This window comes from Mucilaginibacter sp. P4_D1 (assembly GCF_056401935.1).
Genome location: NZ_JBFUIJ010000074.1, coordinates 1 through 19,330 on the forward strand (window position 1 = coordinate 1; position 19,330 = coordinate 19,330).

General features: G+C 42.3%; 21 protein-coding genes. 9 read left to right on the forward strand and 12 right to left on the reverse strand.

The window, feature by feature from the left end:
* Positions 1–174: 174 nt before the first annotated feature.
* The 3 genes from AC1DV1_RS29850 (at position 175) to AC1DV1_RS29860 (ending at position 2,287) form a co-directional block, all read left to right on the forward strand.
* Positions 175–753 carry a DUF6580 family putative transport protein gene (locus AC1DV1_RS29850; RefSeq protein ID WP_477367963.1) on the forward strand — a complete coding sequence of 193 codons (579 nt, stop codon included), beginning with the start codon at positions 175–177 and terminating at the stop codon, positions 751–753.
* A 73-nt stretch (positions 754–826) separates the two neighbouring features.
* A complete protein-coding gene (locus tag AC1DV1_RS29855) occupies positions 827–1,516 on the forward strand; it encodes an SIR2 family NAD-dependent protein deacylase (RefSeq protein ID WP_477367966.1) in 690 nt (229 codons plus the stop codon).
* A gap of 54 nt (positions 1,517–1,570) precedes the next feature.
* Positions 1,571–2,287, forward strand: coding sequence for a Dph6-related ATP pyrophosphatase (locus AC1DV1_RS29860; protein ID WP_477367969.1), 717 nt, complete (start codon positions 1,571–1,573; stop codon positions 2,285–2,287).
* 228 nt (positions 2,288–2,515) lie between these two features.
* Here the strand turns inward: AC1DV1_RS29860 and AC1DV1_RS29865 are convergent, their stop codons facing one another.
* A complete protein-coding gene (locus AC1DV1_RS29865; RefSeq protein WP_477367973.1) occupies positions 2,516–2,764 on the reverse strand; it encodes a hypothetical protein in 249 nt (82 codons plus the stop codon).
* 3 nt (positions 2,765–2,767) lie between these two features.
* On the reverse strand, positions 2,768–3,469 hold the full coding sequence (locus tag AC1DV1_RS29870; protein ID WP_477367976.1) for a DUF3291 domain-containing protein: 702 nt from the start codon (positions 3,467–3,469) through the stop codon (positions 2,768–2,770).
* A gap of 489 nt (positions 3,470–3,958) precedes the next feature.
* Here AC1DV1_RS29870 and AC1DV1_RS29875 point away from each other — a divergent pair, with 489 nt between their 5' ends.
* Positions 3,959–4,672, forward strand: a complete 714-nt coding sequence (locus AC1DV1_RS29875; protein ID WP_477367979.1) for a ThuA domain-containing protein — start codon at positions 3,959–3,961, stop codon at positions 4,670–4,672.
* A gap of 78 nt (positions 4,673–4,750) precedes the next feature.
* Here the strand turns inward: AC1DV1_RS29875 and AC1DV1_RS29880 are convergent, their stop codons facing one another.
* The 5 genes from AC1DV1_RS29880 to AC1DV1_RS29900 form a co-directional block, all read right to left on the reverse strand.
* Positions 4,751–5,788 carry a DUF3667 domain-containing protein gene (locus tag AC1DV1_RS29880; RefSeq protein ID WP_477367982.1) on the reverse strand — a complete coding sequence of 346 codons (1,038 nt, stop codon included), beginning with the start codon at positions 5,786–5,788 and terminating at the stop codon, positions 4,751–4,753.
* 49 nt (positions 5,789–5,837) lie between these two features.
* Entirely contained in the window at positions 5,838–7,097 is a 1,260-nt protein-coding gene (locus tag AC1DV1_RS29885; RefSeq protein WP_477367985.1) for a nucleoside permease, read from the reverse strand.
* 236 nt (positions 7,098–7,333) lie between these two features.
* A complete protein-coding gene (locus tag AC1DV1_RS29890) occupies positions 7,334–7,939 on the reverse strand; it encodes a bifunctional nuclease family protein (protein WP_147059973.1) in 606 nt (201 codons plus the stop codon).
* 24 nt (positions 7,940–7,963) lie between these two features.
* The gene (locus AC1DV1_RS29895; RefSeq protein WP_477367988.1) at positions 7,964–8,941 is read right to left on the reverse strand and encodes an electron transfer flavoprotein subunit alpha/FixB family protein; all 978 of its coding nucleotides are present in this window, start codon (positions 8,939–8,941) and stop codon (positions 7,964–7,966) included.
* 36 nt (positions 8,942–8,977) lie between these two features.
* Positions 8,978–9,715: an electron transfer flavoprotein subunit beta/FixA family protein gene (locus AC1DV1_RS29900; RefSeq protein ID WP_477367991.1), complete on the reverse strand. Its 738-nt coding sequence runs from the start codon at positions 9,713–9,715 to the stop codon at positions 8,978–8,980.
* A gap of 45 nt (positions 9,716–9,760) precedes the next feature.
* On the opposite strand from AC1DV1_RS29900, the gene AC1DV1_RS29905 reads away from it, so the two are divergent.
* Positions 9,761–10,102, forward strand: a complete 342-nt coding sequence (locus AC1DV1_RS29905) for a tetratricopeptide repeat protein (RefSeq protein ID WP_477367994.1) — start codon at positions 9,761–9,763, stop codon at positions 10,100–10,102.
* 168 nt (positions 10,103–10,270) lie between these two features.
* The gene (chrA, locus tag AC1DV1_RS29910) at positions 10,271–11,470 is read left to right on the forward strand and encodes a chromate efflux transporter (RefSeq protein ID WP_477367997.1); all 1,200 of its coding nucleotides are present in this window, start codon (positions 10,271–10,273) and stop codon (positions 11,468–11,470) included.
* Positions 11,471–11,625: 155 nt separating this feature from the next.
* Here chrA and dnaB read toward each other — a convergent pair whose 3' ends face one another.
* Positions 11,626–13,188, reverse strand: coding sequence for a replicative DNA helicase (gene dnaB, locus AC1DV1_RS29915; RefSeq protein ID WP_147059983.1), 1,563 nt, complete (start codon positions 13,186–13,188; stop codon positions 11,626–11,628).
* Positions 13,189–13,494: 306 nt separating this feature from the next.
* Between dnaB and rlmB the strand changes: the two genes are divergently transcribed.
* Complete coding sequence (gene rlmB / locus AC1DV1_RS29920) at positions 13,495–14,262, forward strand: 23S rRNA (guanosine(2251)-2'-O)-methyltransferase RlmB (RefSeq protein WP_477368000.1); 768 nt, start codon at positions 13,495–13,497, stop codon at positions 14,260–14,262.
* 138 nt (positions 14,263–14,400) lie between these two features.
* Here the strand turns inward: rlmB and AC1DV1_RS29925 are convergent, their stop codons facing one another.
* From AC1DV1_RS29925 to AC1DV1_RS29935, 3 genes are all read right to left on the reverse strand, one after another.
* A complete protein-coding gene (locus AC1DV1_RS29925; RefSeq protein ID WP_477368003.1) occupies positions 14,401–14,784 on the reverse strand; it encodes a DoxX family protein in 384 nt (127 codons plus the stop codon).
* Between the two features lie 11 nt (positions 14,785–14,795).
* A complete protein-coding gene (locus AC1DV1_RS29930) occupies positions 14,796–15,227 on the reverse strand; it encodes a VOC family protein (RefSeq protein ID WP_274213482.1) in 432 nt (143 codons plus the stop codon).
* A 120-nt stretch (positions 15,228–15,347) separates the two neighbouring features.
* Entirely contained in the window at positions 15,348–16,088 is a 741-nt protein-coding gene (locus tag AC1DV1_RS29935) for an NUDIX hydrolase (RefSeq protein ID WP_477368007.1), read from the reverse strand.
* 123 nt (positions 16,089–16,211) lie between these two features.
* On the opposite strand from AC1DV1_RS29935, the gene AC1DV1_RS29940 reads away from it, so the two are divergent.
* A complete protein-coding gene (locus AC1DV1_RS29940) occupies positions 16,212–17,843 on the forward strand; it encodes a carboxylesterase/lipase family protein (RefSeq protein ID WP_477368010.1) in 1,632 nt (543 codons plus the stop codon).
* Between the two features lie 59 nt (positions 17,844–17,902).
* On the opposite strand, the gene AC1DV1_RS29945 is transcribed toward AC1DV1_RS29940, so the two are convergent.
* A complete protein-coding gene (locus AC1DV1_RS29945) occupies positions 17,903–18,529 on the reverse strand; it encodes a LysE family translocator (RefSeq protein ID WP_477368013.1) in 627 nt (208 codons plus the stop codon).
* Between the two features lie 75 nt (positions 18,530–18,604).
* On the opposite strand from AC1DV1_RS29945, the gene AC1DV1_RS29950 reads away from it, so the two are divergent.
* Positions 18,605–19,306: a uracil-DNA glycosylase family protein gene (locus tag AC1DV1_RS29950; protein ID WP_477368016.1), complete on the forward strand. Its 702-nt coding sequence runs from the start codon at positions 18,605–18,607 to the stop codon at positions 19,304–19,306.
* Positions 19,307–19,330 lie beyond the last annotated feature (24 nt).

Sequence of the window (19,330 nt, forward strand, 5' to 3'; positions counted from 1 at the left end):
AGTCAAGAGTCAGGAATCAAGATGGAAAAAGTAACAAGTCTTTAGCCCAAAGTCTTAAGTTCTAAGCCAAAAAAGAAAAATTCGACTTTGGACTTACGACTTAGTACTATTGACTTAGCACCAGCTATTTTTATTTGTACTTATAATGAGTAATTTTACATCATAAATAAAACCATGAATAAAAAAGATACCATAAGCCGTAACATTATCCTTGTTTTAATGATCATTGTTGCCGCCGCATTCAGATTATTAGCTTTTAGATATAAAGAGCTGAGCAACTTTAACCCGGTAGGGGCAATAGCTTTATTTGGCGGCGTTTACTTTGTTGATAAATGGAAGGGATATGTAATTGTATTGCTTACGCTTTTATGTACAGATGTAGTGATTAATTACCTTTATACCTCAAAGTTTTCAATAATGTACGATGGTATCATCGGCGTTTATATTAGCTATGCTATTATGGTGCTGGCCGGGACTTTAATAAAAAAGGTAAATTTTGTTAATGTATTATTAGCATCTATCGGTGTTGTGCTTATCCATTGGCTAATTACGGATATGCCCTGGTTTTATACCGAGCTGAAGCTTTACCCCAATACATTAGCAGGCTATGGCAAATCGCTGGTGGCAGCATTGCCATTCGAGAAGAATATGGTATATGGCAATCTGGTGTTTGGCTTGCTACTATTCGGCGGCTTTGAGCTGGCTAAAACTAAGTACACTTTTTTACGCACACAAAAACAATTGGCACTTTAATTTAAATTGATAAAATTGAAAAGCGATCTGCCATTATGCAGGTCGCTTTTTTTATGAACTAAGATTTTACTTTATGAAAAAGTTGGTAGTATTAACGGGTGCAGGAATAAGCGCTGAGAGTGGTTTAAAGACCTTCAGAGACAGCGACGGCCTTTGGGAGGGGTACAATATAGAAGATGTGGCTACACCCGAAGCGTGGCGGCGTAACCCGGCCCTGGTACAGCAGTTTTATAATGAGCGACGTAAAAATGTGATGGATGCAAATCCTAATGCCGCACACTATGCCCTGGCCAAATTGGAAGAAAAATATGATGTAACTATTATTACCCAAAATATAGATGATCTGCATGAACGTGCAGGCTCAACCCAGGTGGTACACCTGCACGGCATCATCACCCGTTCGCAATCAAGTGTTAACCCTGAACTTACTTACCCTATTGATGGATGGGAGATTGGGATGGACGAGCTATGCGAACTTGGATCGCCGTTGCGCGCCCACGTTGTTTGGTTTGGCGAGGCTGTGCCCATGATTGAAACGGCAGCGAGGATTTGTAGCCGCGCGGAAATTTTTATGCTGATTGGCTCCTCATTGGCTGTATACCCGGCGGCCGGATTAATTGGCTATGTAAACCGCGATGTGCCCCGGTATGTTATCGACCCTAAAATACCCAATATCAATGTGCGCGGCCCGGTTATCAAGATCCAGGAAAAAGCAACAGTAGGAGTAGTGGCCGTGGTGGATGAATTGCTAAAAGAACGATAAAATACCGCATTCTATCAATCAATAATTCACTAAATCAATAATTCAATAATTAAAATGAAGAAGTGTATTTTTAACTGGAGCGGCGGTAAGGATAGCGCGCTGGCTTTGTATCATTGCCTGCAAAATCCTGACCTTGACATACGGTACCTGGTAACAACTATTAATGATGCTGCCGACAGGATTTCGATGCACGGCGTACGCACGGAACTATTGATAAAACAGGCCGAAAGTATTGGTATACCGTTATACCAGATCCGGTTACCCGAAATGCCCGGTATGAAGGAGTATGACGAGGTTATGCATTATCACCTGGCTCACTTCAAAAACGAGGGCATAACGCATTCTATTTTTGGCGATATTTTTTTGCAGGATTTAAAAGACTATCGTGATGCAAGGCTGAGCGAAGTTGGCCTTACCGGTATTTACCCATTATGGAAACGTGACAACAGCGAACTCATCAACGAATTTTTAAGCCTTGGATTTGGAACGGTGATAGCCTGCACCCAGGCACGCCTTGAGCGAATAGTAGGGAAGGAGATAAGCGCCGAACTGATTGATGCGTTGCCCGATGATGTAGATGTTTGCGGCGAGAACGGTGAGTTTCATACCTTCACTTTTAAGGGGCCAATTTTTTCAAAGCCCGTCAGCTATCAAACGGGGATTAAAATATTTAAGGAATACCAGGCCCCAAAAAATACCGACGATTCCTGCGTTACAAGCCCGGATCAAAAGCCAGCCGGTTTTTGGTATTGCGACCTTATTTTGGCTTAACCTCCCATTTATTTGGCTGACATTGTAACCAAATAAAATTACTTATAAAAATGTAAATTATTAATAGACAATAATTTATTGTTATTTAGTTAGATTTTTAGTTTAATAACCAGAGAGAATTAGGTTATTAATTACATGTATTTTGCTTGTTTTGCCAAATATAATTCTTCTTGTCAAGATTATATATTTTAAAATCCTGTAAATCAATTACTAATCCTGTAAATCCTGTTAGTAATTGTACCGATAGTATGCATCTTTAAAATCAGTACGCATCTCTATAAACCTGGCGCCTACCTTGGTTAAAAACTCCTCATCAAGCAATTCAAAAACACTGTTAACGCCATCTGTTAAATCCATTTCGGCAACTTTAAAACTTTGTTCCAGGGTACCCTGCTCTATCTTTACAATAAACTTTTGGTTCATGTTCATGATAGTAACTTTAAAATCGGGGTGCGGTAGTTCGGCAATAATTCTCATATTTTAATTTTTCAATAAGTCATTTAAAGGGTCTTTTCCATCCAGCGATCCAAAACTGGCAACCAGCCGGAAGCGGGCGAATAGCTCTTCGCTGTACCAGTTTTCGCTACGGGTAAGTTTTATTACCTCGGCGTGCTCCCGGCTTTTGTAGGCAAAGTTTTTTACATCATCGATGCTTTTCCATACAGAAAATGTTGCCTGCCGGTAAACGGGCGCTTCGCCAACACCAAACGATGTAACATAGCCTGGGGCCGATACCATCAACCCGGCCACCTCATCTACATGGCTCCAGAAATTTTTAAGCCTGCTTATACGGATGGTGGCCCGTGTTAACACAGCAACCGGACCGGCGTAATTTGTAGCTTCGGGATTACCAAAGGGCTCTTTGCCATTCCACTTACCATGGCTTTGCAGCGGCTGGCATAGTACAGTATAGCCCTCATTACCAAATATTTTCCACCAGCCAGATACAAACGACCTGTTATAAAACTGGTCAAAATCTTCCCGGCTTTCCCAGCAGGCCAGTAAGCCCCATTGCTGCCAGTCGGGTTGTAAATCAAAAGTTCCGTTTTTGCCCGATCCAAGCAGTTTGTAAAATGAACAACCTTTTTGCAGTATTAAGGGCAGCCGGTGGATAGCCATGGCCAATAATGCGAATGGTATAAACAGCTTGCGGTAACGTATTATGGTTAAGCTAACATACATGTACCTGCTAAATAAAAGATTTAATATGATATAGTTGGAATTTACATTCAGGAAGCAAAATTTTTACATAAAAGTGTCAGGGTAAACGCATCTGAATAATTTGCGGCGACAAGCTGTTATTGAATAATTGCTAAAACGATACTTACGTTTGTTGACTGATCCTGGCTAAAAAATCCAGGTCGCCTCGACATCCTGTTTTGGCTAACAGCAGGTACAAATATTGGGATGCACTCAAATTGCGCGATACATCAAATTAGTGTTAACCATGGTTATTTTTAAGGTGTTAATTATCAAATACTTATGAATGGAATATCTAAAATGTGTTAAGTTATGTTAACCCACTTTAGGTGCTTTTTGCCCGGTAAAGGTGCCGCGACAGCTGCAGCAGACGATTTGCAGCTTTCAAAACTAAACCTTGCTACGTGAAACATTAATACTAAATTGCATTACGGAATGAAATTCCCAAACTAACCTTTTGAAATATAAATTATGAAAAAATTATTCATCATTTGCCTGCTAACAGGCTTGGCTATCATTGATGCAGCCGCCAAAACCAAAGTGCTGGTATTTTGCAAAACAGCCGGGTTTCATCACAATTCTATAGCGGTTGGCGTACCGGCTATTATGAAGCTGGGTGCCGAAAATGGCTTTGCTGTGGATAGCACCACCAACGCCGAAAAGTTTACTGCCGCCAACTTAAAGCAATATGCGGCTGTAATATTTTTAAGTACTACGGGTGATGTATTGAACGATGCGCAGCAAACAGCCTTTGAACAGTATATTAAAGCCGGAGGCGGCTTTGTTGGCGTACATGCTGCTACCGATACCGAATATGACTGGGCGTGGTATGGCAAGCTGGTTGGCGCTTATTTTAAAAGTCATCCTAAACAACAGGAAGCGGTGTTGCATGTGGTCGACCGCGATTTTATCGCCACCAAACACCTTCCCGAAGATTGGAAACGCTGGGACGAATGGTATAACTACAAATGGATAGCCGACGACCTGCATGTACTGATCAAGATAGATGAGAAAAGCTATACAGGCGGCGAAAACGGTGATAACCACCCGATGGCCTGGTACCACAGCTTTGATGGCGGCCGTGCCTTTTACACGGAGTTGGGACATACCGATGAGTCATACGCCGATCCATTATACCTGAAGCATTTGCTGGGTGGTATACAGTATGCGATAGGGAAGAAGTAAAATGCCAGAATCAGAATTTACAGAATTTAAAAATATTCAGAATTTGATTCTGATAAATCCTGTAAATTCTGATCCTGATTATAATGTTGTAACCGCGGTAATGGTAGCCAGGATGGTTAGACAAATGGCAAATACCAGGAAGTAACTCACCGATATCCCAATCATCTTTGTAATTGTCCTTAGCCTGCTTCTACCGTAAACAACACGCAGGGAGCGGTACATATACCAGAGGATAAAAAACAGGGCTGCTACATCCATTATAACAATAAGATCGATAAGCTTATGCGGGATAAGCAACTGTACCAACATAAGAAATGCCAGGAACAAGAATACGAAGCAGTGGAGATGGAACGAATAGATGAGGTACTCCACATAAAACTTTTTGTTTTTGGAGAACGCGATCTTAAGTATCAACGCAAATAGTGGCAGTAGTAAAAACATCATCTTAGGCACATTATGCTTAATGCCCTCATTAATCTCTTCATTTGCAGATTTGCCCTCTTTTGCCCACTCAAATTGTTTCTTCTCTAAATACCTGCTTATCACACCGTCCCTTTTATCGGCCGGTAATTGTCGCTGGGTAGCAAGGTACTGTTCATAAGTTTTAATGGAATCCTTTTTATTAGCGGCCTTAATGTCCCGCTTAATGCTATCGGCCTTAAAATCGACATTTTTTTTGATCGCCTTCTTTTGATCTTCGCTGAGGAAAATACTGTTATCAATCCCATTTTTAACGGATATCTTCATGTTATCCGCCGCTTCCTCTGATTTTGCCTTATCATTGCTTAGGGTCACGATATCTGCCGTATTGCTTTTAAACAACAGTACAAAATATACCAGGCTAATAAATATATACATTTTAACAGGATGCAGGTATTGCGTCCTGCGCCCGGCCAGGTACTCGGTTGTAAGCTTCCCTGGCTTAAAAAGAAGCGGCTGTAACGTATGAAAAAACTGATGGTCGAAATGGAAATAATCGCTGACGGCATGATTCATCATATGGCCAAAGCTTTCCTTTACCTGAAGGTTCTCCTGCCCGCAGTTTGAGCAAAATTTACCCTGCAAAATTGCCCCGCAGTTAAGGCAGTCGTTTTCCTCGCGGTAGTGTTTTTTCATTGGTTAACGGGCTACAGTTTGTTCAGTAATAAAAAAATGCAATATCTTCTTAAGCATGTTTAATGGCGTTCTTTAATGCTGCATTATGCCTGTATCTGAAAACAAACGGAAAGATAATAGCTATAACCAATGCATATGCTGAAAAGCTAAGCCAGATACCATGCCAGTCTTTACTCTGATCGGCATGTGTGAAAAATTTGTCAATCACAATGCCACTTATACGGCTGCCAAAAAAGGCGCCGAAACCATTTACCATCATCATAAATAAGCCTTGCGCGCTTCCGCGTATTTCGGGCGCTGCCTGGGTTTCAACAAATAACGATCCCGATATATTAAAGAAGTCGAAGGCCATCCCGTATACAATACATGATAAAACTATCATCCATAATCCTCCGGCAGGATCGCCAAAGGCAAACAAACCGAACCTTAAAACCCAGGCCAGCATGCTAAAAAGCATCACATACTTGATACCGAACTTACGCAGAAAGAAGGGGATAGCCAGGATAAACAATGTTTCGGAGATTTGCGATATCGACATAATAATAGCCGGATACTTAACAGCTATCGAGTCTTTATAAACAGGTACTTTGGYGAAATCATGAATAAATGTATCGCCATAAGCGTTGGTAAGCTGCAATGCTGCACCCAACAACATGGAGAAGGCGAAGAAGATGACAAACTTAGGATCTTTAAACAACGCAAACGCATTTAACCCCAATGAACTTGCAAATGATTTTTTCTCGGTTTTAGCCGAAAGCGGCGGGCACTTTGGTAACGTGAATGAATATAAACCCAATACAAATGCAACTGCACCGGCTATATAAAATTGATTGGCCGAAATTTCGCTGTGCGTTAAACTAACTGTCCACAATGCTGCAATAAAACCAATGGTACCCCAAATTCTGATAGGTGGGAAATCTTTAACAACATCGATATTATTACTTTTTAATGCAGAATATGATACAGTGATGGAGAGTGACAGCGTGGGCATGTAAAACATCATGTTCAGCAAAATCACCCAAAAAAAAGTTGAGGGGTTAGTAACAAGCGGCAAGCTGAATAGGGTTAGTGCCCCAAGGATATGCATTATGCCGTATAGCTTCTCTGCATTAATAAACCTGTCTGATATAATGCCGGTAATAGCAGGCATAAAGATAGATGAAATGCCCATCGTCGAAAAAATAGCACCGAATTGCGCTCCCGACCAGTGTTTGTTTTGAAACCAATAAGCGCCAATAGTAAGCAACCAAGCCCCCCACACAAAAAATTGCATAAAATTCATCAGTATTAAGCGGAACTTAATATTCATATGGTACGGGTTTTAATAATGATAATCAGTGTTAAATTAAAAACGGGAAAGTAGCGAAATAAACGCAAATCAAGAAGCTAAGGGATGCAGAATTTAGCAAAATGGCTTTAAATGCTATGCTTTGGTGCCGGGTTCACAAAAAGAGGGCTTTATTTGATAGGTATGAATAATAGAATCTGAGAATTTCGGTACAGCTTTATTAACTAAATCCGAAATCGAAATTCTCAAATCCGAAATCAGGAGGCTTTTCGTTTATTCAGTTCGTCGCGGATTTTGGCGGCCTTTTCATATGATTCTTCGGCAAGGGCTTCCTGCAATTTTGTTTTTAGCTCATCAACACTTAACGAAGCAAAGCCACTGCCTACTGTTGATGTGTTAACGGTTTTTTCTTCCTGCGTCTCGTTGATATTTTCAAGGTAAACAAAGTCGTTGCCTTCAATTACTATTCCGGCTGTCGACAGGATGAATTCGTAGGTGAAAATTGGACAATCAAACCTAACCGCTATAGCTATAGCATCAGATGTACGGGCATCAATTTCAACCGAGCGTTTACCATCGCTGCAAATTAACTTGGAATAAAAAATACCATCAACCAGGTTGTATATGATAATCTCCTGCACCTCTATCTGGTAGGCCTCCGCAAAACTTTTAAAAAGATCATGCGTAAGCGGGCGGCTTGGCGTCATTTTTTCTATTTCAATCGCAATAGCTTGTGCCTCAAAACTACCTATAATAATAGGCAGCCTGCGCCTGCCGCTAACTTCGCCTAAAACTAAAGCATAAGCGCCGGATTGTGTTTGGCTGTATGACAAGCCTACAATATCCAGCTTAATTTTTTTCATGTTATTACCCATCGCACCTAATATTTATGCTGAAGCTTTATATTCTTTTACTGCCGCTATTAATTGGGGCACCACTTCAAAGGCATCGCCAACTATTCCGTAATCTGCCACTTTAAAAAACGGCGCCTCGGGATCCTTATTGATAACCACTATTACCTTTGAAGAACTGATACCTGCCAGGTGCTGAATAGCACCTGAAATTCCTATCGCAATATACAAATTTGGACTGACAGCTATACCAGTTTGTCCAACATGTTCGCTATGTGGCCGCCATCCTGCGTCAGATACCGGTTTTGAGCAGGCTGTAGCAGCGCCAAGTAAATTAGCTAGTTCCTCTATCATACCCCAGTTTTCGGGGCCTTTTAACCCACGTCCGGCGGATACAACTATTTCGGCATCAGGCAACGAAACTTTATCGGTAGCACGAACAATCTCTTTAATTATCGCCTTAAAATCCGATTCTTTGGTTGCTGCCGCAAAATCTTCTACCTGCGCAGTGCCGCCGGTTTCTACAACTTTATAGGAGTTTGGAATAAGGGCGATAACCTTATTTGCCGATGTTAACTCAACTACAGCGAAAGCCTTGCCCGAAAAGGCTGTTTTTTTAACCCTGAATTTGCCATCATTTTGCTCCGGAAGGGCCACAGCGCCATCGGCAACGCCTGCTTCCAGCTTAACGCCCAAACGCGGAGCCAAACCACGGCCCGAAAAGGTGTTTGATAGTACTACAACATCAGCACCCTCTTTTTTTGCAGCTTCGGCTATGATAGAAGCATAGGCCTGGTTTATGAAGTTTTTTAGCTTATCGCCCGATACATTAAGCACTTTTTTTGCACCGTACTTGCCCAGGGAAGCTAATCCGGCTGCATCTACGTCGCCGATAGAGATGGCTACCAGGTCGGTATTATTTTGATCGGCAATGGCCTTGGCATAGCTTACAGCTTCAAAAACTGATTTTTTGAATGTGCCGCCGGCATTTTCCGCATATATTAAAACTGACATATATAATGAGTTTCGTAAAAAACGATTTGAATTAAATTAGATAACGCGAGCTTCGGCATGTAAAAGATTAACCAATTTGGCCACGTCATCTGCGGCTACCAAAGTAACCTGTCCGCGCGGGGCCGGTGTTTCATAACTGATGATTTCCGAAAATGTTTTTACGTCAACAGGTTCCACCACAACTAAAGGTTTGGTACGTGCCGACATGATACCACGCATATTCGGGATCTTCGGCTCGGCAACACCTTCGGCAGTGCCGGCAACAAAAGGGAACGGAATGGTTAAAATCTCTTTGCCGCCTTCTATCTCCCGTTCAACCGTCGCCTCATTATCCGCTGCATCCAGCTTTTTAATGATAGATACCGAGGGAATATCCAAAAGCTCGCCCAGCATGCCTGCAACTTTTGATCCGTTATAATCAATAGACTCACGACCAGTCAGAATGAGGTCGAAAGCGTTAGCTTTCGCATATTGGGCAACCTGGTAAGCTACATACCATGCATCATGTGGCTTAGCGTTAATCCGTACCGCATCGGTGGCCCCAATGGCCAGCGCTTTGCGAACTGTGGCCTCGGTATTTACTTCGCCAACATTGATAACTGTTACTGTACCTTTTCCGCCGTCGGTTAATTCGATAGCCCGTGAAAGTGCTATCTCGTCGTAAGGATTTAATATAAATTGAACACCGTTGGTATTAAATTGGGTGTTGTTATCAGTAAAAGTTATTTTTGTGGTGGTATCGGGAACATTACTTATACATACCAAAATCTTCATAACAATAGGTTTTGGCAAATTTAAMTAAAAAACATAGAGTTTAAAATGGAGTTGAGCAGATTAGATAAGCTACTKGAATTTATTAAAAATGAACCTAACGACGAGTTTTTAAAATACGCGCTCGCTACCGAATATCTTCGTCTTAATCAGGTAGATAAGTCGCTTGAATATTATGAAGACCTGGTAAATAACCACCCCAATTATACCGGTACCTATTACCACTTAGGTAAGCTTTATGAGGCGCTAAACCGCAAAGATGACGCTATTGCCATCTATGAAAACGGCATGAAAATCACAAAAGCCAAGCGCGATAACCACGCATTTTCGGAATTGCAGGCCGTTTACCGGCAGGCAATGGGAATTGAGGAAGATGATGACGATTATTAGTTCATTGGTTCACTTTGTTCGGTTCATTGGTCTTTTGCATCGGATGTGCTATTTTTCAGTTCGCGGTTAATGCAACAGCAACGAAGTAAGGCGGCCCCAACAATGGGTGCCATAAACCATCAGATAATTAATAAAGCGATACCAATGAACCAGTGAACCAATGAACTAATGAACAAAAGAAGCTTACTATTTCTTCGCGATGTTTTGATGTACACCTTTACGGCCTTTGGCGGTCCGCAGGCGCATATAGCAGTTTTGCTGCGCGAGTTTGTGCAGAAGCGGAGCTACGTTACCGAAGAGGAATTGATGGAACTGAACGCCTTATCGCAGGTGTTGCCCGGTCCTTCATCAACTCAAACACTGGTAGGCATAGCCTGGAAAGTTGGTGGCTTACAATTAGCGCTGATCACTTTTTTTATCTGGATTTTGCCTTCGGCTACTATAATGGGGATCGCTGCCATCAGCTATAAAATGTTTGCCAATCAGGCTAAGTTTAATCATGTGGTAAGTTATGTACAGCCGGTAGCTGTGGGTATTGTTGCCTACGCAACCTTCAGTTTTGCCCACAAGTTTTTGAAAACCAAGGTAAGCACCATGCTGGCTATTGGATCATTAATAGCTACGCTGATATTACAAAATGCCTACGCTTTTCCATTGTTGATTTTGTTAGGAGGCATCCTGTCATCGGCGATGGAGACGCAGCCACAGGAAAACGAACTGAGGGTAAAACTTTACTCCAATGTAAACCCCAACAAGGTAGCTTACTTTATAGGCATCTTGTTGTTTTTTGCAGCCCTTGGTGCCGTTATTAACCAAACATCGCCCTTCAGTTTGCCTATTCGCCTGTTCGAAAACTTTTACCGTAACGGCATCCTCACATTTGGCGGCGGGCAGGTAATGGTACCCTTGCTTTATACCGAATTTGTTGAAGTGAAACATTACCTCAGTAGTTCGGAGTTTCTTTCAGGCTATGCTTTGCAACAGGCATTGCCCGGGCCTACGTTTTCTTTCACTTCTTTTTTGGGAGGAATAACTTTAGGTAATAAGGGATATGGTATTGGCGGGCAAATAGTTGGCAGCCTGGTAGCGGTAATAGGCGTAAACACTCCGGGGCTAATTCTGATACTCTTTATCGTTCCATTTTGGGAGGACCTAAAAAAAATAACCCGCATCAAAAACTCGTTAAGCGGTATAAACGCTGTGGCTGTAGGCTTTATGGCGACAGCTTTTATCCTGTTAGTACGCCCCTTCGGCGGTAACTGGGTGGCTTATTTGTTAATGGCTTGTACTTTTTTATTATTAAAGTTTACAAAAATTAAAGCGCCACTAATAATCATTATGGGGGTGGTTTTAGGGTTAATAGTTTAAACCTTTGTGGTAGGGCAGCTGAAAGCTGCAACCAGTGTTCACCACGAGCTGAAAGCTCGCAGCAGCGATATAAATAATAATAAAGCCTCAATTTTAAAAATTGAGGCTTTATTATTTAACAAACATCTGCACATCTGAAATCTATAATCTGCACATCAGAACGGCGGCTCATCATCAATATCATCCATCCTTGATGGGCGGATAATAAAATTACTTTGCTTTTCAAAATCCTGCGATGGTGCCAACCCGCTAAATGCGTTACCGGCAGCAGGAGGGAAGCTGTCCATGCCTTCTTCAAGGTTGGCAAATTTTACATATTTACCAACAAATTTAAGCCTTACGGTACCTGTTTCACCGTTACGGTGTTTAGCGATAATAACCTCACCCACGCCCTGGGTTGGGTTGCCATCTTCGTCTTCGGTTAAGCCATAATATTCGGGGCGATAAAGGAACAAAACCATATCCGCATCCTGCTCGATAGAGCCCGACTCACGTAAATCCGATAGCATTGGCCTTTTAGCATTACCCGGCCTGGTTTCTACAGCGCGGCTTAATTGCGATAGTGCGATAACCGGCACGTTTAATTCTTTGGCTACTGATTTAAGGGCACGCGATATACTACCAATTTCCTGCTCACGGTTACCACCACCTTTACCATCTGATGATTTACCGTGCATCAACTGCAGGTAATCGATGATGATTAATTGGATATCATGCTGCGATTTTAAACGGCGGCATTTTGCCCTGAATTCAAATATATTTAATGCCGGGGTATCATCAATAATGAAGGTCGCTTTCTCCAGGCGGCCAATTTTTGAGTGGATCTGTTGCCATTCCCACTCTTCTAACGTTCCTTTACGGATCTTCTCCTGCTCAATTTCGGCCTCACCCGCAATTAAACGATTCACCAACTGGACTGACGACATCTCGAGCGAGAACACTACAACCGGTTTGTCAAAATCAACCGCGGCGTTACGGGCACAGCTTAACACAAAGGCTGTTTTACCCATTGCGGGGCGGGCAGCTATAATTACCAGGTCGGATTTTTGCCAGCCCGAAGTCATACGATCAAGCCCGGTAAACCCGGATGCCACACCGGTTAAGCCATCTTTTTTATCTTTCAGCGATTCGATATCACGCAAAGCCTCCTGTACCAGGTCGTCCATTTTACGGGCGTCACGGCGTAAATTGCTTTGGGCTATCTCAAACAGATTTTTCTCGGCTTTATCCAACAGGTCGAGCACATCGCTGGTATCTTCATAGGCGCTGTTGATTGTTTCTGTAGAGATACGGATCAGCTCGCGCTGGATATATTTTTGAATAATAATACGCGAGTGAAACTCAATATTGGCGGCAGACGCTACGCGGCTGGTTAATTCGGTAATATAGTACGCCCCACCAATCATTTCCAAATCGCCTTGTTTGCGTAACTGGGCGGTAACGGTAAGGATATCTATCGGTTGGGATTTTTCGAAAAGTTCTTTTATCGCCGAAAATATTTTCTGGTGATTGTCTCGATAAAAAACCTCGGATTTTAGTACGTCGATAACTGATGACAGTGCATCTTTTTCCAGCATCAGCGCACCTAAAACGGCTTCCTCCAGGTCTGTAGCTTGTGGGGGTAACTTGCCCATTCCGGTATATGGAGTTGGGTTGGTAATGCGGCTACGGCGTTCGTTTGTATTAGGCTTGTACTGATTCTCGTTCTCAAAACTCATAAGGCAACAAAAATATACAAAAATTAGTTTACCTATGCTACTATTCCATCCACATAGTGTATTGACGTTTTAAAGCAATCATTCTCAATTTAATAATTTATAGTGTTGAATGCATTTAATATTAACACACAATTGTTAGTAAGATGTTAGTTGTGATATTAAAGAGTTCATTGATAGCCACTTAAAACGGTGTTAATAAAGTTTGAAAATGTTAGTTGTAATGGTGTGAACCAAAATGTCAATTGAGTTCAATAACCGCTTAATCAATTAATATAGCTATTTTTGCCAAAATTATCCATACCAAAAATGACATTTAATTCAAGACCTCAGCGCGAAAGTAACCAGATGGTATTTGGCATCAGGGCTATCATGGAAGCGATCACTTCGGGCAAAGAGATTGAGGCATTATACATACAACGTGGTGCGGCCGGCGGCTTATCGCATGAGTTGAAAGCCCTGCTTACCGAATATAATATTACAGCACAGCAAGTGCCTATTGAAAAACTGAACAGGCTTACCGCCAAGAACCATCAGGGCGCTGTTGCTTTTATTTCGCCAATTGTTTATCAAAAAATAGAGAATATTATCCCCGATGTTTTTGAAAAAGGCGAGGTACCGCTGATATTGGTACTAGATTCTATTACTGATGTGCGCAACATGGGGGCGATTGCACGGACCGCCGAATGTGCAGGCGTGCATGCCATAGTTATCCCGGCGAAAGGATCGGCTCAGATTAACCCGGATGCTATCAAAACCTCAGCCGGCGCGTTATATAAGATACCGGTTTGCCGCCATGATAACTTTATGCAAACCGTTAGGTTTTTGCAGGAATCGGGCCTGCAGCTGGTTTGCTGCACCGAAAAAACTAAAGAAGATATTTACGTACCCGACTATACTGCCCCAACGGCCATCATCATGGGATCGGAAGAAGACGGTATACGCAACGAGATCATCCGCATAGCGGATCACCTGGCCAAAATCCCGATGTTTGGAGAGATCGAATCGCTTAACGTATCGGTATCAACCGGGGTTATTTTGTATGAAGCGATAAGGCAACGCGGACTGACTAATTAATGATTGACCAGGTGTGTGGTTTCCTGCGATTTTAACGAATCAATTCAATCAGCCAGGCAATTACCCGTTAGCTATAGTTTTAACGATTTGCCACGCACGTCAATTATCGGCCGGTATTTTATATCGAAAATCTGTGCTTTAGTGTTTTTGATTTAATTGATTGTATTTTTTCCCAAAATAGTAGGTAACAAACAAGAACGCAAGCATAACGATGGGTAGGATAAATTCACTGGCCGCATCGCCTGCAAATGCCCTTGAGGCAATTGCCCCAAAAAAGGTGAAGGAAAAGCCAGCATAGGCCCATTCTTTAACCACCTTGTATTTGTTTTGCAATATGGCTATTACACCAAGAAGTTTAGCAGTGCCCATTATCACCATAAAATAAACAGGATAGCCCAGGTGTTTCAATACATCGATGCCTGCCTGTTGCCTGGTAACTCCGCCAAAGCCATCCCCGGCCATAGCTAAAGCCAGCAATACTGTCAGCACCCAGTAGGTGATGTTAATTGTTTTTGCGCTCATAACAATGAAGATTATTGTGGGCGGTTAGGTGAGTAGCTTACCATCCATGATATGCCAAATTTATCGGTAAACCAACCAAACAGGTCGCCCCATTCGGCCATGGCAAGCGGCACCATAACCTGGCCGCCTGCAGATAGTGCTGCAAATATGGTTTCGGCTTCCTCCTTACTATCAGCATTGATAGAGACATGATAATTATTACCTTGTTTGTAGCCCATGCCCATTTCACCAATGCTATCGGTAGCCATCAGGATGTTTTTGCCTATGGGCAGGGCAATATGCATCAGTTTGTCTTTGTCCGCTTCGGCTACATTCTCAGATCCTCCTGGCGAATCTTTAAAACGTATCACGGCCAAAAACTCGCCGCCAAATACCGATTTGTAAAAATTAAATGCTTCTTCGGTTGTACCAGGTAGGTTTAAATAAGGATTAATTGTTGCCATCTTAGTCGAGGTTTTTAATTGATAAAATTTTCTTAATGGTTTATACGTAAATCTACACTGATTAAACCTAAACCCAAAGGGCAGAATCCGACATTTAAAGGGTATAATTAAGACAATAGCTTACTTATCAGAAATAAACCGGTAAACATACGGGGCTTTGTGTGCGCCGCCGGTAAATTTCTTGGCAATCCGTTCCAATATCCCCAGGCTTAGCATTTTACGCTGAAATGCTGCGCGGATGAGTTTCTTGTTCAGTACCGTTTCGTACAGGCTTTGCAAATCGCCCATGGTGAAATCTTCGGTGAGCAGGTTAAAGCCTATCAGTTTCTGATCTAAGTTTACGCGCAGGGTTTCCAAAGCTTTTTTTATGATTAACTGGTGATCCTGCATCAGCACAGGTAAATCATCGAGGCCATACCAGCAGCAACTATCTGAAATGCTATCCGGAGTGGGGATGGCTTTTGTAAAATCGACCAGCGCGTAATAGCCAATAGATACAAAACGTTTTAACAGCCAATGGTCGGCCGGTGGCGTAGTCCCTCTTACCGACATGATTTTTTTCAGCGGCTCCGGGTCGTGCCTGCTTCTGTCGCCAAAAACATAAAACTGGTCAAGAAAGATGTTTTTTAGCCCTGTACGATCAAATAATACGCGTCGGGCAGCTTCGTTAACATCTTCGTAATCGTGAATAAAACCGCCGGGCAGGGCATATAAGCTGGTGTTTTTATAGGCAAGCAGCAAGACTTTAAGCTGTTTGTCATGAAAGCCAAAAATCACCGCATCAATAGCCAGGCCAGGTAAATAACCTTCGCCTTGTGCATCAGCTTCCTGTTTTTTGAACTCGTTATTGTTTAAAGGCATATATATAATAGCAATTAACAAAAAAATTTGTTAGCGGCGTAAAAATAAATTATTATTGTAACATAATGATACAATAACACAACTGATGTTTGTATTAATTCCCAATAACCAATTATAAACCATATGAGGAAACCATTTTTAGCAGTATTGCTGCTGGTGCAGCTAACTACCATGAAGGTAATTGCACAAACAAACCAGGTAACTGTTGCAAACGGTGCACTGGAAGGCGTAAAAGAAGCCGGCTCGGCCATAACAATTTTTAAAGGTATCCCTTTTGCACAGCCGCCTGTTGGCGATTTGCGCTGGAAAGAGCCGCAACCCGCAAAAAACTGGACAGGCGTTTTAAAGGCCGATCATTTTGCGGGCAACCCCATGCAAAAACCAATTTTTGGTGATATGAATTTCAGGTCATCGGGCGTGAGCGAGGATTGCCTTTATCTTAATGTATGGACACCAGCCAAAACCATGAAGGAAAAGTTGCCGGTACTGGTTTATTTTTACGGCGGCGGTTTAGCGGCCGGTGATGGTTCCGAATCGCGTTATGACGGCGAAAGCATGGCAAAACGTGGTATTGTGGCGTTAACAGTAAATTACCGTTTGGGCATATTCGGGTTCTTTTCGCATCCGGAATTAACTGCCGAATCTCCAAATCATTCGTCGGGTAATTATGGTTACCTTGATCAGCATGCGGCATTGGAATGGGTGAAAAAAAATATAGCCAAATTTGGCGGCGATCCTGAACATGTTACTATTGCGGGCGAATCGGCGGGGTCGATATCTGTATCGGTACAAATGGCATCTCCATTATCAAAAAACTTAATCAATGCAGCGATAGGAGAGAGCGGCGCCGGCATTAAGCCAACTTTGAATTCAATCCCTTTGGCTGATGCCGAAAAAAACGGGGCAAAATTTGCTGCAAACATGAAAGCCGGATCAATAGCCGATTTAAGGGCTATACCTGCTGCTGATTTGCTTAACGCAGCCTATAGTGCAAACGCAACCCCAAACACACCTACTATTGATGGCTACTTACTGCCAAAATCGTTACCGGAAATTTTTGAGGCCGGCGAGCAGGCTAAAATCCCGATTTTAGTTGGTTGGAACTCGGCCGAGGTGCCTTACCAGTTTGTAATGCGTGGCGACGCCCCCACGTTGGATAATTATAAAAAAACATTAACCACATTGTATGGCGATAAAGCCGAAGAAGTAATGAAACTTTACCCGGCATCTACAGACGAAGAAGTTGTTAAATCGGCAACAGCTTTATCAAGCGATCGTTTTATCGTGTACAGCACCTGGAAATGGGCCGATTTGCAGATAAAAACAGGCGGTAAACCGGTTTATCGGTATTGCTTTTCGCGCATACGTCCGGCCATGACAGCACAAATGGGTAATGCCTCCGCAGGGCTTGCGGGTGGTGTGGTAAAAAATAATGGTGGAATGGCTATGCCAAAAACGCCTGCGGCAGTTGGCGCATCGCATGCATCCGAAATTGAGTATGCTATGGGCAACCTCGCCGGAAATAAAGTTTACGCCTGGACACCTGACGACTTTAAAGTATCGGAAACCATGGAAAGCTATTTTGCTAATTTTATTAAAAATTACAATCCAAACGGTGCAGGATTACCAAAGTGGGACGCCAACACAGCGGGCAAAAGCCCTGTCAAATTTATGGTCATTGACGTAAAAAGTGAACAAAAAACAGAAAACGACAGGGCAAGGTATTTGTTTCTGGACAAAGAATATATGAAGTAAGATTTTTTTAGGGTGATTTGAATTGTCCTGGCTGCTAAAGTAGCCGGGACTTTTTTTGTTTACCTTTTGGTGAAAGCAATTTTAATGCCCATCAACACAAAAACACCCGCCGAAAATTTATTAAGCCAAATACTAAATAAAGGCTGCTTTTTTAGTCGCCCGGATAATGAGCCGGCAAAAAACGTGAGCACAGCAAACCAGGCTAAACCCATTAGCGCGTAGGTTATACCAAGCAAAACAAAGGGCAGGGCATTGTGAATTTGTGCCGGATGGATGAATTGGGGGAAAAATGCCAGGAAAAATATGGCAACTTTTGGGTTAAGGGTATTGGTTAACACCGCAGATAAATAAGTTTTATGCACAGGCTCTAATACGATGGCCACATCCCGTTGTAAAATTTCTTCTTTTGAAAAAAGCTTACTGATGCCAAGGTACACCAGGTAGGCAGCGCCGACGTATTTTAAAAAGCTAAAAGCCATTGCCGATTGTGATAATATTAACGACAAACCAAAAGCAGCCAGCGTAGTATGTACAAGTACCCCCGTAGTGATACCCAGCGTTGCGTAAATGCCAGCCTTTTTGCCCTGGGTTATTGATTTGTTAAGCACGAAAATGGTATCGATACCCGGTGAGATGATGAACAGAAAGGAAGTAACCAGGAAAGTAGTAAAGTTGATAATGCCCATAACGTAAAAGTAAACAGATCCACCCAAAATAACTTTATTCCTTAAGCATTTTGCTTTTTGCTAATTTTACCCTGTATGAACACCTTTGCCGATAGAATAATAGCCTTTAACCAACAACTGGAATATACTGGAAAGCTACCAGCAGGGGTAAGCATTATGAACCCCTTTAGGGACAATGATTTTGCATTGGATGTATCCACGCAGTTTTACAATAAATATTACGGCGATAATCATCCCCGCCATTTGGTGTTGGGAATAAATCCGGGGCGTTTTGGTTCGGGTATGACGGGAGTATCCTTTACTGACCCTAAACGAATGATTAGCAAATGCCACATACCCTATACCGGCCCAATAACGCATGAACCATCATCAGAATATGTTTACGATATGATTGAAGCCTTTGGCGGAATAGAACAGTTTTACCGGCAATTTTATATTCATTCCGTTTGCCCGCTGGGTTTCACCATAACGGGGCCCAAAGGTAAAGAGGTGAACTATAATTATTACGATACACCCGAGCTAAGAAAAGCCGTGTACCCATTCATTGTAGAAAATATCAAAAAGCAAATTGCTATAGGGTTTGAAACCGATGTTTGTTTTTGTTTTGGTACCGGTAAAAATGAAAACTTTTTACGCAAACTTAATGAAGAGCACCGGTTTTTTAAACAGGTTGTGGCGCTGGAGCACCCGCGTTTTATTATGCAATACAAATCAAAAACGAAGCAAGATTATATAACTAAATATTTGAAGGCTTTTAATGCGGTTGTTATTCCGTAAAGCTATTTGGTGCTGATATCGCGT